At 34.0% G+C, this 14,766-nt stretch carries 18 protein-coding genes; 16 read left to right on the forward strand and 2 right to left on the reverse strand.

Annotation, left to right across the window (positions count from 1 at the left end; genetic code table 11):
- Positions 1-55: 55 nt before the first annotated feature.
- The 14 genes from BM183_RS00715 to BM183_RS00780 all read left to right on the forward strand — a co-directional run bounded on the left by BM183_RS00715 (position 56) and on the right by BM183_RS00780 (position 11,616).
- On the forward strand, positions 56-1,927 hold the full coding sequence (locus tag BM183_RS00715) for a TIGR03960 family B12-binding radical SAM protein (protein WP_091683587.1): 1,872 nt from the start codon (positions 56-58) through the stop codon (positions 1,925-1,927).
- A 55-nt stretch (positions 1,928-1,982) separates the two neighbouring features.
- A complete protein-coding gene (locus BM183_RS00720) occupies positions 1,983-2,759 on the forward strand; it encodes a TIGR03936 family radical SAM-associated protein (protein ID WP_091683589.1) in 777 nt (258 codons plus the stop codon).
- A gap of 313 nt (positions 2,760-3,072) precedes the next feature.
- Positions 3,073-4,254, forward strand: a complete 1,182-nt coding sequence (locus BM183_RS00725) for a ribonuclease E/G (RefSeq protein WP_091683592.1) — start codon at positions 3,073-3,075, stop codon at positions 4,252-4,254.
- Positions 4,255-4,289: 35 nt separating this feature from the next.
- Entirely contained in the window at positions 4,290-4,760 is a 471-nt protein-coding gene (locus BM183_RS00730) for a hypothetical protein (RefSeq protein WP_091683594.1), read from the forward strand.
- Between the two features lie 110 nt (positions 4,761-4,870).
- Positions 4,871-5,341: a Cys-tRNA(Pro) deacylase gene (gene ybaK, locus BM183_RS00735; RefSeq protein WP_091683596.1), complete on the forward strand. Its 471-nt coding sequence runs from the start codon at positions 4,871-4,873 to the stop codon at positions 5,339-5,341.
- Between the two features lie 207 nt (positions 5,342-5,548).
- Positions 5,549-5,857, forward strand: coding sequence for a 50S ribosomal protein L21 (rplU, locus tag BM183_RS00740; protein WP_091683598.1), 309 nt, complete (start codon positions 5,549-5,551; stop codon positions 5,855-5,857).
- Positions 5,858-5,875: 18 nt separating this feature from the next.
- Positions 5,876-6,205 carry a ribosomal-processing cysteine protease Prp gene (locus BM183_RS00745; protein ID WP_091683600.1) on the forward strand — a complete coding sequence of 110 codons (330 nt, stop codon included), beginning with the start codon at positions 5,876-5,878 and terminating at the stop codon, positions 6,203-6,205.
- A gap of 39 nt (positions 6,206-6,244) precedes the next feature.
- Positions 6,245-6,532 carry a 50S ribosomal protein L27 gene (rpmA, locus tag BM183_RS00750; protein WP_091683602.1) on the forward strand — a complete coding sequence of 96 codons (288 nt, stop codon included), beginning with the start codon at positions 6,245-6,247 and terminating at the stop codon, positions 6,530-6,532.
- Positions 6,533-6,764: 232 nt separating this feature from the next.
- Positions 6,765-8,051, forward strand: a complete 1,287-nt coding sequence (gene obgE, locus BM183_RS00755) for a GTPase ObgE (RefSeq protein WP_091683604.1) — start codon at positions 6,765-6,767, stop codon at positions 8,049-8,051.
- Positions 8,052-8,105: 54 nt separating this feature from the next.
- Positions 8,106-8,414, forward strand: coding sequence for a ribosome assembly RNA-binding protein YhbY (gene yhbY, locus BM183_RS00760; RefSeq protein WP_091683606.1), 309 nt, complete (start codon positions 8,106-8,108; stop codon positions 8,412-8,414).
- Between the two features lie 72 nt (positions 8,415-8,486).
- Positions 8,487-9,092 carry a nicotinate-nucleotide adenylyltransferase gene (nadD, locus tag BM183_RS00765; protein ID WP_091683608.1) on the forward strand — a complete coding sequence of 202 codons (606 nt, stop codon included), beginning with the start codon at positions 8,487-8,489 and terminating at the stop codon, positions 9,090-9,092.
- 93 nt (positions 9,093-9,185) lie between these two features.
- A complete protein-coding gene (yqeK, locus tag BM183_RS00770; RefSeq protein WP_091683610.1) occupies positions 9,186-9,767 on the forward strand; it encodes a bis(5'-nucleosyl)-tetraphosphatase (symmetrical) YqeK in 582 nt (193 codons plus the stop codon).
- A gap of 104 nt (positions 9,768-9,871) precedes the next feature.
- Positions 9,872-10,231, forward strand: coding sequence for a ribosome silencing factor (gene rsfS, locus BM183_RS00775; RefSeq protein WP_091683612.1), 360 nt, complete (start codon positions 9,872-9,874; stop codon positions 10,229-10,231).
- A 200-nt stretch (positions 10,232-10,431) separates the two neighbouring features.
- Positions 10,432-11,616: an amidohydrolase gene (locus tag BM183_RS00780; RefSeq protein ID WP_091683614.1), complete on the forward strand. Its 1,185-nt coding sequence runs from the start codon at positions 10,432-10,434 to the stop codon at positions 11,614-11,616.
- A 75-nt stretch (positions 11,617-11,691) separates the two neighbouring features.
- Here BM183_RS00780 and BM183_RS00785 read toward each other — a convergent pair whose 3' ends face one another.
- On the reverse strand, positions 11,692-11,916 hold the full coding sequence (locus BM183_RS00785; RefSeq protein ID WP_091683616.1) for a hypothetical protein: 225 nt from the start codon (positions 11,914-11,916) through the stop codon (positions 11,692-11,694).
- Positions 11,917-12,251: 335 nt separating this feature from the next.
- A complete protein-coding gene (gene lexA, locus BM183_RS00790; RefSeq protein WP_091683618.1) occupies positions 12,252-12,869 on the reverse strand; it encodes a transcriptional repressor LexA in 618 nt (205 codons plus the stop codon).
- Positions 12,870-13,227: 358 nt separating this feature from the next.
- Between lexA and yneA the strand changes: the two genes are divergently transcribed.
- Together yneA and BM183_RS00800 are read left to right on the forward strand one after the other, a co-directional pair.
- On the forward strand, positions 13,228-13,614 hold the full coding sequence (gene yneA, locus BM183_RS00795; RefSeq protein WP_170847843.1) for a cell division suppressor protein YneA: 387 nt from the start codon (positions 13,228-13,230) through the stop codon (positions 13,612-13,614).
- Positions 13,615-13,835: 221 nt separating this feature from the next.
- The gene (locus BM183_RS00800; RefSeq protein ID WP_242960785.1) at positions 13,836-14,471 is read left to right on the forward strand and encodes a cytochrome b5 domain-containing protein; all 636 of its coding nucleotides are present in this window, start codon (positions 13,836-13,838) and stop codon (positions 14,469-14,471) included.
- The last annotated feature ends 295 nt before the right edge of the window (positions 14,472-14,766 follow it).

The raw sequence follows: 14,766 nt of genomic DNA on the forward strand, positions 1-14,766 counted from the left end.
ATGTGTTTTTCAAAGATTATATAAATTCCTACATTAAGAAAGGTATGGTACTTTAATGAGAAAATTAGCACTAAACGATGAAATCTTATTAACCATAGAAAAACCCGCCAGATATATAGGTAATGAAATCAATATGGTAAAAAAAGATTTGAATAACATAGATATACGTTTTTGTATGTGCTTCCCGGATGTGTATGAAATCGGTATGTCACATCTGGGAATTCAGATACTTTATGACATGTTTAACCGCCGGGAAGATACTTATTGTGAGAGAGTATATTCCCCTTGGGTTGATTTGGACAAGATTATGAGGGAAAAACAGATTCCTTTATTTGCACTGGAATCTCAGGAACCTATAAAGAACTTTGACTTTTTAGGTTTTACCGTACAATATGAAATGTGTTATACCAACATTTTACAAGTATTAGAATTATCCCAAATTCCCATCTATGCAAAGGACAGAACAGAAGATGATCCCATTGTACTAGGTGGTGGTCCTTGTACTTATAATCCGGAACCAATTGCGGACTTTTTTGATTTCTTCTATATAGGAGAAGGGGAAACTGTTTATAATGAGATTTTGGATCTGTACAAAGAGAATAAGCTTAAAGGCGGCACCAAAAAAGAATTTCTGGAGAAAGCAGCGGAGATTGAAGGTGTTTATGTGCCAGCTTTCTACGATGTGGAATATAACCCAGATAGAACCATAAAATCATTTACAAAGAAAAATGCTCATGGAAAAGATGCCATTAAAAAGCAGGTAGAAATAAGCATGAATGAAACTTATTATCCTAAGAAGCCATTAGTTCCTTATATTAAAGCAACACAGGACCGGGTAGTACTTGAAATCCAAAGAGGCTGCATTCGTGGCTGCCGTTTTTGTCAGGCAGGTATGGTTTACCGTCCTATTCGTGAACGTAATCTTGAATTTTTAAAAGAATATGCTTATGAGATGTTAAAAAATACAGGCCATGAAGAAATTTCGTTAAGTTCATTAAGTTCCAGCGATTACTCTTCATTACAGGAACTGGTTTATTTTTTAATTGATGAGTTTAGTTCCAAAGGTGTTAATATATCGCTGCCATCTTTAAGAATCGACGCCTTTGCATTGGATGTAATGAGTAAAGTTCAGGATGTAAGAAAGAGTAGCTTAACTTTTGCACCAGAGGCAGGCTCACAAAGACTTCGCGATGTTATTAATAAAGGTCTAACAGAAGAATCCATACTAAAAGGTGCTATGGATGCCTTTAACAGCGGTTGGAATCGTGTAAAACTTTATTTTATGTTAGGACTTCCAAGTGAAAATAATGAAGATATTGAAGGGATTGCAGTCCTTTCTGATAAGATTGCCAGAGAATATTATACAATTCCGAAAGATCAAAGAAATGGAAAGGTCAGCATCGTTTCCAGTACTTCTTTCTTCGTTCCTAAGCCATTTACACCATTTCAATGGTCGAGAATGAATACGGCAGAAGAATATCTTGAGAAACAGCATTTCTTAAGAACAAAATTCAATGAGCAATTAAACCGTAAGAGCATCAAATATAATTGGCATGAAGCAGAACTTAGTGTTTTGGAGGGAGTATTTGCAAGAGGAGACAGGAGAATAAGCAAGGTTATTTATGATGCTTATAAAGCCGGATGTCTTTATGATTCCTGGTCAGAACATTTTAAATATGAGCTGTGGGAGAAAGCTTTTGAAGATAATCAAATCGATATGGCGTTCTACACAAGCAGGGAACGGGTAAAAGAAGAAATTCTTCCATGGGATTTTATTGATGCAGGTGTAACGAAAGACTTCTTATGGAGAGAGTATGACCGTGCTATGAATGCAAAGGTAACACCAAACTGTAGAATGGCTTGTACTAACTGCGGTGCTAAAGTATTTGAAGGCGGGGTATGTTTTGAAGAGAGAGGACAAGTATAAGAAAAGAGCACTAAAGCGGGGGAATAGAAGCTAAAGCGCCAGAATCGAGGATATTATGAAGACAAGAATAAAATTTACAAAATCAGGTTCATTAAAATTCGTAGGACACTTGGATGTAATGAGGTATTTCCAGAAGGCATTTCGCCGGGCAGAACTGGAGGTGGAGTATTCCCAGGGATTTAACCCTCACCAGCTTATGTCCTTTGCAGCGCCTTTGGGAGTAGGGCTTACCAGCGATGGGGAATATTTAGATCTTCAGTTGAAAGCTAGTGATGAGCCTGAGGTAATGATAGAAAAGATTAATAAGACCATGGCAGAAGAAATACAGGCAGTTGGTTTTATGGTACTCCCGGAGGACAGTAAGAATGCCATGTCTATTGTGGCGGCGGCTGACTATATGGTTTCCGTGAAAGATGGTTATGAATTCATGGAGATGAAAGAATTTATGAAGAAATTCCAAGAGTTCCATAACCGTGAAAGTATTGTTATTCTTAAAAAATCCAAGAAAAGTGAGAAAGAGGTGGATATTAAACCATCAATTTATCATATTGGATTTGAAAGAGAAGAATTCTGTAAGAATATTGGACAAATTTATGATAAAGATATGAAAAGTGTTGCAGACGAATATGAAAATGGTATCAAGGTCTATATGCAGCTTGCAACAGGAAGCGCCAATAACTTAAAACCGGAATTAGTTATGGAGGCATTTTGTCAGTATACAGGAATAGAATATAATGAATTTGCATTTCAAGTACATCGAATGGAAGTTTACGCAGATTTGGGCACTGAGGAGAATAGAAGATTGATTGCTCTGGACCAAATGAATGATTAATATACTTAGAACTATTATACTATGTAAATGAAAAGAGAATAATTATAAAATACTAATGTTATTTAACCTCATCAGGTAAGCAGGACTTGCCTGTTTCAGCAGGAGTTTAAGCTCCTGCTGAAATGCCACGTAGTGGCAATGAGGTTATGAGCAAGTAGCGTAAGCGGATAAACTTGCCTATGGGCAAGTGGAATATCCGCTTTGACATAACAGTTTAATAAATCAGATGAACACAGAAAAACTGGTATTATAATTATAAATTCATATGTATTTATAAGCTTTTTACATGAAAAAATATATAACAGGAGTCTGCATGAATAAATTAATCATTACAAAGCAAGACAATCAAATAATATCAGCAATTTATGAAGGCAACGATATGGTTCAGGTAAACATTGACCATAGGGAGAGTATAAGCATCCTCGGTAATATTTATATCGGCAAAGTTAAGAATATTGTAAAAAACATTAATGCTGCCTTTGTTGAAATTAGTGGTGGTAAGATGTGCTATCTTTCTTTGGAAGAGAATTTGCATCCCATCTATATAAAGCCTAAGCAAACGGACAAATTAGTGGTTGGAGATGAATTGCTTGTTCAGATTTCCAAGGAAGATATTAAGACGAAAGCTCCCGTAGTTACTACAAATATAAACTTTACCGGCAAATATGTAGTTTTGATTCATGGCAGGTCCATGATTGGCATTTCCTCCAAGATAGAAGATGAGGAAGAACGGAAACGATTAAAAAAAATAATGAAAGGTTTCAAAGAAGATACCTATGGTTTTATTGTCCGAACCAATGCGGTTCACATGAACGAAGAACGTATTCATGAAGAAATCATGTTTTTAAAGAAACAATATGAAGAATTAAAACAATATGGAGTTCATAAAAGTTTATTTTCCTTATTACATCAAACTCCACCGGGATATATTTGTGATATACGGGATGGATATGCAGACCGAATTGATGAAATAGTTACGGATGATCTGGAAATTCATAAGAATATTAAAGAATATCTGGAAAATTATCAAAAAGAGGATTTGGAAAAACTTCAATTATATAAAGATGATATGATTTCACTGAAAAATCTTTACAGTATCAATTCCAAATTGGAAAAGGGTTTAAATGAAAAGGTCTGGTTAAAAAGCGGTGCTACCTTAATTATTCAACCTACAGAAGCATTAACCGTAATTGATGTAAATACTGGCAAAGCCATTAGTGGTAAAAAGAATGTGGAAGACACTTTCTTTAAGGTAAATATGGAGGCGGCCCAGGAAATAGCAAAACAAATACGTTTAAGAAATTTGTCGGGTATCATTATCATCGATTTTATTGATATGAGTAAGCAGGAGTATAAAGTAAAATTAATGAAGGTGTTAGAAGAATTATTCCGGAAGGATCCCGTTAAGACTACTTTGGTGGATATGACTGCTTTAAATCTAGTTGAAGTAACAAGGAAAAAGGTAAGAAAACCATTATACGAGCAGATTTTATAACGGATATAGGATTGAAGTTAAGAAGGAGGGGGAAAATGAAAAAATTAGTATCAATAGTTGCGATTGCTTTATTAGTTTTAACAGGATGTACTTCAAACTTAATGAATTCTATTTACAATAATGAAGAAAAGATAACAAGTGATACAAATAGTTATAATTTAAATGAGGCTGAACAGAAAATAGAGGAACAAAAATTTTCAGGTACCATAGAGTTTGAGGGAATGGATACCATATGGACATTTAACTCCGAAGAGGATACGGAAATTGATATGACTTATTTGTTTAAAGTTTCCAGAGGAAAAGCAAAATTAGTGCTGATTTCACCGGATGAAACATTAACAACACTGATTGAAACTACAAAGAATTCAGATGCAAAAGATTATGCGGTAAATCAAATTCCTATAAAAAAAGGACTGAATAGAATCAAATTGGTTGCAGCTAATAATGCCAAAATAGAATTTGATATTAATATAAACTATGGAACATTTGATGAATTAGGTATGTAATGAGATGTAGGAAAGACTGGGCTTGATGTAATAAAAACAGTAGAGTTTGATATAATAACTTTATGAAATTATGAAAAGCAATCATACATACACAAAAGGACTGATGAGTTATGATAAAAACAAATGCAATGCGATTACTGGATCAAGGAAAGATTGAATATGAATCCATAGAATATGAAGTGGATGAAAATAATTTGGCAGGAGAGCATGTAGCCGATCAAATTGGTGTACCTGCCCAACAAGTTTTCAAAACTTTAGTAGCAAAGGGTGAGAAAAAAGGAATTCTAGTTTTTTGTATACCGGTTAATATGGAATTGAATCTGAAAAAAGCAGCAGCTGTAGTTGGGGATAAGAAAATAGAGATGGTTCATGTAAAAGATTTATTAGGTTTGACCGGATATATAAGGGGCGGTTGTTCCCCAATAGGTATGAAGAAAAAATATCCTACTTATATAGATGAATCGGCTATATTATTTGACACCATAACAGTTAGTGCAGGTATAAAGGGATGCCAGTTGGTAATTCAGCCTGATGATCTTATTAAATTTACAGATGCGGTGGTATGCGATATTGCAGAGTAATCTTAGATAATTTTACGGATTTAAGAGACTCAAATATTTTTAGCCGCAGGAATTTTATTAATTATAAATTTATTGAAAATACATTGACAAATACTACTTACTATGCTAGTATAATTTAGTGTGCCGCACAGCGAGGTCTAAAGTTCTGTTCATTTTTAAAAGTGTCAGACACCATAGTTGGCGAGTAATGATAATAGGAGGTGCCATATGTACGCAATTATAGCAACAGGTGGTAAACAGTACAAAGTAGCCGAAGGCGATATCATTAAAGTAGAAAAGCTTGGTGTAGAAGCTGGTGAAACTGTTACATTTGATCAAGTGCTTGTAGTAAATAACGGAGAATTAGTAGTAGGAAATCCTACAGTTGCTAATGCTAGTGTTACTGCACAGGTTGTTGAAGAAGGCAAGAACAAGAAAATTGTTGTCTACAGATACAAGAGTAAAACCGGATATCACAAGAAAAACGGTCACAGACAGCCATATACTAAGGTAAAGATCGAAAAAATCAATGCATAATACCAAGCTGGTAGAGATATGATTAAAATATCAATGTATAATAATGCAGAGGGTAAGATTATCGGATTTAGATGCTCCGGACATGCCGGGTTTGCTGAAAAGGGACAGGATATTGTATGTTCAGCAGTTTCAGTACTGGTAATCAATACCATGAATTCTATAGAAAGTTTTACTCGTGATACCTTTGAATATAAGGAAAACGAAGAGAGTGGAATGATAGATTTCAAAATTGTTTCAGAACTTAGTAATGAGTCAAGTTTATTACTCAATTCTTTGTTCCTGGGTTTACAAGGAATACAAGAAGAATATGGTCAAGAATATATTAAATTTGTACCGCAGAACATGTGAAAGCAGGTTCTGTGTCAAACTTTCAAGGAGGTGTAGGTTATGTTAAAGATGAACCTTCAGTTTTTCGCTCATAAAAAGGGTGTTGGTTCTACTAAGAACGGTAGAGATTCCGAATCCAAAAGACTAGGCGCGAAAAGAGCAGACGGACAGTTTGTATTAGCTGGAAACATTCTATACAGACAACGTGGAACTAAAATTCATCCAGGTCTTAATGTAGGACGTGGCGGAGATGATACATTATTCGCATTAATAGATGGTGTTCTTCGTTTTGAAAGAAAAGGCAGAGACAAGAAGCAAGCTTCTGTTTATCCTGTAGAATCAAAATAGGTTGAGATGATTTAAAACCCCAAATTCTTGATTAAATCATGAATTTGGGGTTTATTTGTGTAGAAAGGAAACAATAAAACGTGACTTCCTGCATGTTTTTGTTGTATTTTTCATATTTTATGTTTATAATAAAAACATTGAAAATAATGAAGAAAATGTCAGATGAAATTCTGTAATAAGAAACTTAATTTTATAAATACTATACATATTGAAACGAATAAGAGGTGAGATGATGTTTGCAGATAGTGCTAAAATATATATACGTTCCGGTAAAGGCGGCGATGGACATGTAAGTTTTCGAAGAGAAATGTTTGTGGCAGCCGGAGGACCGGATGGTGGCGATGGCGGAAAAGGCGGAGATTTGATTTTTGAAGTTGATGAAGGTCTTAATACCTTGTCCGATTTTAGATTTACCAAAAAATATTGTGCCGGGGATGGTGAGAGCGGCAGTAAACAACGTTGTCATGGTAAGGATGGAGAAGATCTTGTGATCAGAGTTCCGGAAGGCACAGTTATAAAAGATACTGAGACTGGAAAAGTAATTGCAGATATGTCCCATGGCAATAGACGTCAGACCATACTAAAAGGCGGCAGAGGCGGAAAAGGTAATCAGCATTATGCTACGCCCACCATGCAGGTTCCAAAATACGCACAGCCTGGTCAGTCAAGCAGGGAGCTAAACGTAACTCTTGAATTAAAGGTGATTGCAGATGTTGGTTTAGTAGGATTCCCTAATGTAGGTAAATCTACTCTTTTATCCAGAGTTACCAATGCAAGGCCCAAAATTGCCAATTATCATTTTACAACTTTGAATCCGAATTTAGGTGTTGTGGATTTAGAGGGTGCAGATGGATTTGTCATTGCGGATATTCCAGGTTTAATTGAAGGCGCATCGGAAGGTATTGGTCTTGGACATGAATTCTTGAAACATATTGAAAGAACAAAAGTGATCATTCATATGGTGGATGCTGCTTCTACCGAAGGAAGAGACCCTATTGAAGATATTAATACTATCAATGGCGAATTAGCTGCATATAATGAAGAACTGATTAAGAGACCGCAGGTAATAGCAGCCAACAAATTGGATGTTTTATATGGTGAGGAAGAAGAACAAGTAATTCAGAAGCTAAAAGATACTTTTGAACCGCAGGGGATTAAAGTATTTCCTATCTCTGCAGTAAGTGGTAAAGGTATCAAAGAGCTCCTTTATCATGTAAGAGAAATGCTGGATTCCATAGATACTGCACCGGTTGTTTTTGAAAGAGAGTATTTTCCGGAAGAGGATACCTTCTCTAACGAACCATATACCGTGGAAAAGGAAAGTGAGAATGTATTTGTTGTGGAAGGTCCCCGTATTGAGAGAATGTTAGGCTATACGAATCTGGATTCTGAACGTGGATTCGAATTCTTCCAACGTTTCTTAAAGGATAACGGAATTCTTGAAGAATTAGAGAATTTAGGAATTCAAGAAGGTGACACTGTAAGAATGTATGGTTTACAGTTTGATTATTATAAATAAAAGATATGTTGGTAAAATAGAAATACATTTTATAAATAAATTAGAGGAGATTTTATGACAAGTAAACAAAGAGCTTATTTAAAGGGCTTAGCTATGAATATAGATCCCATTTACCAGGTTGGAAAATCCAGTATTACACCAGAGTTAACCATTGGATTAAATGAAGCCTTAGAAGCAAGAGAACTGGTTAAAATCCATGTACTTAAGAATTGTTTAGATGATCCAAAAGAAATTGCTAATATATTAGGTGAAAGAACACATTCTGAGGTTGTACAGGTAATTGGAAAAAAGATTGTACTTTACAGGGAATCTAAGAATAAGAAAAAGATTGAACTTCCTAAGGAAAAGAAAGTAACGAAGTAAAGAACAATTAATTTAGAGACGTGTATAAATAAAACATCTTTAGGATCGTTTCTATGGTTTAGGAGTATATATATGAGTAAGGTGGGAATCATGGGAGGAACTTTTAATCCCATTCATATGGCACATCTTATACTTGCGGAAAGTGCTTATGAACAATTACAGTTGGATAAAATTTTAATAATGCCCTCAAAGAAGCCTCCTCATAAACTTCATGAGCCAATTGTCAGTGATCATCATCGAAAGGAAATGGTGAAGCTGGCAATTGAAGGAAACCCTCATTTTGAATTATCTCTTATGGAGTTAGAACGAGAAGGAATTACTTATACGGCAGATACTTTACGGCAATTAGCCAAGGATTTTCCGGAAAATGAATATTATTTTATCCTGGGATGGGACTCATTACAGCAAATTGAAAAATGGAGAGATCCTGATGTTATATTAAGACTTTCACATATTGTCGCAGCGGGAAGATACCGTTCGCCAAAAGATAAAATAGAGCAACAGGCACATCATCTGGAAGAGATGTATCATGGAAAGATTCATTTACTGGAGATTCCAAACATGGATTTATCTTCTGAAATGTTAAGGGAGCATATAAAGGAAGGGAAATCCATCCGTTATTATGTACCAAACCAGGTAGCTCAATATATACAAGAGCATGGATTATATAAAGATTAGAAATTGGAACATCAAATATCTGGATTCTATAGAAATTAGAATTTATAAAGATTTAAATGTATTTAAAAGATTGTAGGGGAAAGGCTATTAATTATGCAATATGATTTGTTTGGTTTACAACAAGCTATGGCAAAAGTCCAGACAGAGAAAAGATTTTATCATACATTAGGTGTACAGACTACCAGCTTTGCAATGGCTTTAAAACACGGGGCAGATGAAGAAAAAGCTTTGATAGCCGGACTGCTTCATGATAGTGCAAAATGTTTATCCGGTGCAGTATTACTTTCTGAATGTGGTAAGTATGGTTTACCCATCTCAGATACAGAAGAAAACAGTCCATATTTATTACATGGTAAACTGGGAGCATATTATGCAGAAAACAAATATGGTATTACAGATAAAGAAATTCAATCTGCTATAAGCTATCACACAACGGGAAAACCGGATATGAGCTTACTTGAAAAGATTGTTTTTACAGCGGACTATATTGAACCAAGCCGATCTTCTGAAAGAATACCAAATCTCCATGAGATTAGAAGGTTAGCATTTGATAATTTAGATTTTGCGGTATACCAAATATTGGGCAATACATTAAATTATTTAAAAAAAATTCACATGGAAATTGATAGTACTACGGTAGAAGCATATGAATATTATAAAAATATCATCAGATAATATGAGACACATTTGATGTAAAAATACTCCGTTTTAAAAAATAAATATGATTCTAAAATCCGGTTTCATATTATTCTAAAATAAACCTTGAAAGGGGATATTAAATGAACAATACAGCAAAAGAAATGGCTAGGTTAGCATATGAAGCATTAGAAGATAAGAAGGCTGAAGACATTAAAATATTGGAAATAGGTAATATTTCAATAATTGCGGATTATTTTATAATAGCAAACGGTACTAATGCATCACAGGTACAGGCTCTGGTTGATAATGTCCAGGATCTGCTAGGGAAAAATGGTTATAATCCCAAACGTGTGGAAGGCTTACGTACTGCCAGCTGGATTCTATTAGATTATGGCGATGTTGTAATCCATGTATTTTCAAAAGAAGACAGACTATTCTATGATTTGGAAAGAATCTGGAGAGATGGCACATCAGTTAGTAAAGAACAACTAGAAGCATAAGTATGCTCTGTTAAATTTATTTGAATTATAGCTTTCTATGAATTTTCGTAGAAAGCTTTTTTTATTAAAATGTTTCAACCGTACACATGATAAATACATAGTTACTATCAGACATCATTTTTTTAAAAATGAATATTTTTTCTCCTTACATGAAAAACTTAATAAGGATTTGAAATATATAATTATGGAGAAATTAAAATATGTTATTAATAAAAAACGGTAAAGTATTAACTATGGCAGGTAAAATATTGGAACAAGGAGATATATTAATCATTGATAGTAAAATAGCTGCTGTTGAGGAATATATAGATATTGCTTTAAATGAAGACGATTTATTAATAGATGCTAAAGGTCTATGGGTTATGCCAGGTATTATTGATGCTCATTGTCATATTGGCATATCAGAGGAAAAGAAAGGGAAAGAAGGAGAAGATTGCAACGAAGCTACATCTGCAATTACTCCTTATTTAAGATCCTTAGATGCCATAAATACAATGGATCCGGCTTTCCATAATGCTATACAGGCCGGAATTACTTCAGTAATGGTTGGTCCTGGCAGTACCAATATAGTCGGTGGACAATTTACTTTTATGAAGACACATGGGAGAGTTATAGATAATATGATTGTTTTAGCACCTGCAGCTATTAAAGTTTCTTTTGGAGAAAATCCTAAAACAACATTTCAGGAGATGAATCAACCTCCAACCTCAAGAATGACGATTGCTGCTTTGTTGCGAGAAGAGTTATATAATGCAAAACAATATAAGAAAAAGAAAGATTACTCTTTAGAAACCGGAGAGGAGTTTCAGGAAGATTTTAGATTAGAACCTTGGATTCCGGTTTTTGATAAAAAAATACCTTTAAAAGCCCATGTTCATCGAGTGGATGATATTCTTACTGCCATTCGTATTGCTAAAGAATTTGACCTGAATATGACTCTGGATCATTGTACGGAAGGGCATATTATTGCTGAAGAAATCAGGGACAGCGGTTTTTATGCTATTGTGGGTCCTGATTTAGCCTGTAGAAATAAGCTGGAAGCACAAAATGCAGATTTTAAAACAGCTGGGGTATTAAACCGTAAAGGAGTTAAAGTTGCAATAATGACAGATCATCCAGTTACATTAATCCAATACCTGCCTATTTATGCAGGTCTGGCTGCTAAAAAGGGCTTAGGTATTGAAGAGGGATTAAAAGCCATTACCATTAATCCAGCGATTATTTGTAATGTTAGTGATAGAGTAGGAAGTATAGAAGTGGGAAAGGATGCTGACATTGCTATATTTACTGGTAATCCTATGGAGGTATTTACCCATACTGTATATACTATAATTAATGGGGAAATTGTATATAAATACACCGATGATGAAAAAACAGATGAATAGAAAAAATAAAACAGAAGAATAATAACAGATAAATAAAAGAAGTCTCCAGCCTAGGAGACTTCAATCAGATAATTATTATCTACTTGTATCATGGAAATCGTTTCTAGAGTTGGAATTTCTAGTAGTTGTAGTATTAGCGTTTCTAGTATTTACATCTTGAGCGTCGTTTCTAGAGTTGGAATTTCTAGTAGTTGTAGTATTAGCATTTCTAGTATTTACATCCTGAGCATTGTTTCTAGTATTGGCATTTCTAGAGCTAGTTGTAGCATCGTTTCTAGTATTAGCATTTCTTGATTCCATTTTTCATTTCCTCCTGAGAAATAATAAATTAAATGTTACAAGTTTATTATTAACTTTTTCATTTTTAAATATGCAGATAAGTTACCCGAGAAATAAGTTCCATTAGAAATAAGTGAAATGAAATCTGGTAAATGGATATAAAAAATGAATAAAATATTCGTATGATACACATATTATTTTAATACTTCCTAACTACTTATTGAATAGGAAGGCATCTGAATCTAGATTAGTATTTTAAAAACTTCTTTTAGAATTTTAGTGTATAAAAGGTAGTTATTACAAAAAAAGGCCATTACTTTACTAAGTAATAGCCTTATAACTATTTTATGTAAGGATTAATTAAAAACACGGAATAATCCAATAACTTTTCCCAATATATTCACTTCGGGAACTATGATTGGATCCATGGTATCATTCTCAGGCTGTAATCGGTAATAACCTTTTTCTTTATAAAATGTTTTTACCGTAACAGAATCGTCAATCAATGCTACAACAATTTCTCCGTTGGAAGCAGTAGGCTGTTTTTGCACCAGTATTTTGTCCCCATTAAGTATTCCTGCATTAATCATACTTTCCCCTTTTACTTTTAACATAAAAGTTTCTTCATTCGGCATGTATTCGGAAGGAACAGGAAAATACCCCTCAATATTTTCAACAGCAAGTATCGGTTCACCGGCTGTAATTGTACCAACTATTGGAACATTCACAAGTTCCCTTCTTGTTAAATTAAATTCATCATCAATAATCTCAATAGCACGGGGTTTAGAAGGATCACGTCTTATGTAACCGTTTTTCTCAAGTGTCTCAAGGTGTGAATGAACAGAAGATGTAGATTTTAAGTTAACCGCTTCGCAAATCTCACGTACAGCAGGCGGATATCCTTTATTAATAATCTGTGATTTCAAATATTCTAAGATTTCTTTTTGTTTGGCGCTTATCTTACCATAACTCATTCTTATACCTCCAATCGTATAGTTTTTTAACCCGGTAATTCTTTGCAGGAAAAATATTTATCCGGTAAATAATAATATAAATCTTTCGTTTTCGTTCACTATAAAGCTTATTGATTCCAAATAGCTTAATTACGCTAACTTCTTTCCTATTATAGCATATAAAATTTCAAAATGCAAAACTTATGTTCGTAATTTTAAAAAAATCTATTGACAAACAAGTGTTTGGATAATATAATGGGTACAAGAAAAACAAAACATGTGTTCGCAACACTTGTTCGAACAACTTGGTATATGCAGAACTTGAAAACAAGGATAAAGAACATAAAACCAACATATAGAGAAAACGGGAGGCATGAATATGAATCATATGTATCGTACACGTACTATTCAAAGAAGTTCATTTCAAACGAAACTTGCACTTATGTTTGAGAAAAATCCCACCATGATTTTATTAGGTGCATTAATTTTTACCGTAATCCTTCTTTCACTTTTTACTATATCCACTCAAGTAATTGCAGAAAAATCACCAACAAAAGAAAAGCTGGTTACCAGCGTGAGAATTAAAGAGGGAGATTCCCTTTGGAGTATAGCGGAAAGATATATGACAGAAGAATATTCGGACATTTATACATATATTAATGAAATTAAAAGAAGTAACGGACTGACTTCCGATGTCATACACGAAGGGGCATACATTATAGTTCCGTACTATGCCGGAACCATGGAAGTAGCTCAGAATCCATAATAAAATAACATATATATAATAGAATCATATTAAACTGTTTCAAAATAATAAATTATCAATCTGACAGCACAAATCAACAAAGTGAATTTTATACCCGAAGATTTCACCCTTATAACGAGAGAGTACCGGAGCAACTTAAGCCTAAAATAGTATGCATGAAATAAACTGATGTGCATACTTTATATAGGATGGAATGTAATGATTTCGTTATGGAGGGGATTATGAATATTAGTGATTTAATTACTAAATATGAGAGTGATATTTGTTACTTTCAGCAAATGCAAATTTATTCTATGACCACTTATGAAAAAAATTACTATAGTGAACAGATACAGCAAAGAACCAATGCACTTATTGGTGAGCTGGAAGGGATCATGGAACTGGAGGTAAAAAACCTATATTATTCCCCGGAAGGAAATAATTATGGCATTAGACATCTACAAGAAGAAAAAGAACCTATAGAAGAGTATCCATATAAGGTAGGAAATAAATTCATTATTCCGGAACCAAATACGGAAAATCTATTTCATCTTTCAGTAGAACAGGAAAGTGAAGATGGATTCACAATTAGCCCGGAAAATAACAGAGAAATAAACTCGGAATATAATACAGAAGAACTTCCGGAAAAAGAGTTCACATTAGAGGAATTAGCCGAATATAACGGCACCAATGGTAAACCACCATATGTGGCAATTAATGGGATTGTTTATGATATGAGTCATATTAGACCCTGGGCAAGTGGAACCCATTTTGGTTTGTCGGCAGGCAATAATCTAACTGAACAATTTATGGGCTGTCATAGAGGCGCTCAATCCGTCTTAAATAAATTAATTCAAGTAGGAAGATTGGTTGAATAAAGGTAATAAGGTAATGTGTATTACATACAACCGGAGTATTCCATCAAAATTATATAACAGCTGAATTAGCATCCGTTGGTCGTATATACCCCCTCATGTGAATACAGCTGTTATTTTATGTTATTAAGATTACAGCTTCCTATTTGGGCAAGAGTATTTTAATTATTACTTTATTCTTGAATTTTAGAATGGAATTGAGAAATGGTATATTACATTAGGAAGAGTATGTCGAATTAACTCTGTTTATGACAAAATAATTAGACAAGTTTATATTTACTAATAAATGCAAAAATGT

It is taken from the genome of Anaerocolumna aminovalerica (genome assembly GCF_900115365.1).
GTDB classification, from domain to species: domain Bacteria; phylum Bacillota; class Clostridia; order Lachnospirales; family Lachnospiraceae; genus Anaerocolumna; species Anaerocolumna aminovalerica.

Coding starts and splice junctions, on each gene's coding strand:
- BM183_RS00780 (WP_091683614.1), top strand. CDS start 10,432: ATGTTATTAATAAAAAACGGTAAAGTATTAACTATGGCAGGTAAAATA.
- yqeK (WP_091683610.1), top strand. CDS start 9,186: ATGCAATATGATTTGTTTGGTTTACAACAAGCTATGGCAAAAGTCCAG.
- BM183_RS00720 (WP_091683589.1), top strand. CDS start 1,983: ATGAAGACAAGAATAAAATTTACAAAATCAGGTTCATTAAAATTCGTA.
- yhbY (WP_091683606.1), top strand. CDS start 8,106: ATGACAAGTAAACAAAGAGCTTATTTAAAGGGCTTAGCTATGAATATA.
- rpmA (WP_091683602.1), top strand. CDS start 6,245: ATGTTAAAGATGAACCTTCAGTTTTTCGCTCATAAAAAGGGTGTTGGT.
- rplU (WP_091683598.1), top strand. CDS start 5,549: ATGTACGCAATTATAGCAACAGGTGGTAAACAGTACAAAGTAGCCGAA.
- obgE (WP_091683604.1), top strand. CDS start 6,765: ATGTTTGCAGATAGTGCTAAAATATATATACGTTCCGGTAAAGGCGGC.
- BM183_RS00800 (WP_242960785.1), top strand. CDS start 13,836: ATGAATATTAGTGATTTAATTACTAAATATGAGAGTGATATTTGTTAC.
- BM183_RS00745 (WP_091683600.1), top strand. CDS start 5,876: ATGATTAAAATATCAATGTATAATAATGCAGAGGGTAAGATTATCGGA.
- lexA (WP_091683618.1), bottom strand. CDS start 12,869: ATGAGTTATGGTAAGATAAGCGCCAAACAAAAAGAAATCTTAGAATAT.
- nadD (WP_091683608.1), top strand. CDS start 8,487: ATGAGTAAGGTGGGAATCATGGGAGGAACTTTTAATCCCATTCATATG.
- BM183_RS00785 (WP_091683616.1), bottom strand. CDS start 11,916: ATGGAATCAAGAAATGCTAATACTAGAAACGATGCTACAACTAGCTCT.
- ybaK (WP_091683596.1), top strand. CDS start 4,871: ATGATAAAAACAAATGCAATGCGATTACTGGATCAAGGAAAGATTGAA.
- yneA (WP_170847843.1), top strand. CDS start 13,228: ATGAATCATATGTATCGTACACGTACTATTCAAAGAAGTTCATTTCAA.
- rsfS (WP_091683612.1), top strand. CDS start 9,872: ATGAACAATACAGCAAAAGAAATGGCTAGGTTAGCATATGAAGCATTA.
- BM183_RS00725 (WP_091683592.1), top strand. CDS start 3,073: ATGAATAAATTAATCATTACAAAGCAAGACAATCAAATAATATCAGCA.
- BM183_RS00730 (WP_091683594.1), top strand. CDS start 4,290: ATGAAAAAATTAGTATCAATAGTTGCGATTGCTTTATTAGTTTTAACA.
- BM183_RS00715 (WP_091683587.1), top strand. CDS start 56: ATGAGAAAATTAGCACTAAACGATGAAATCTTATTAACCATAGAAAAA.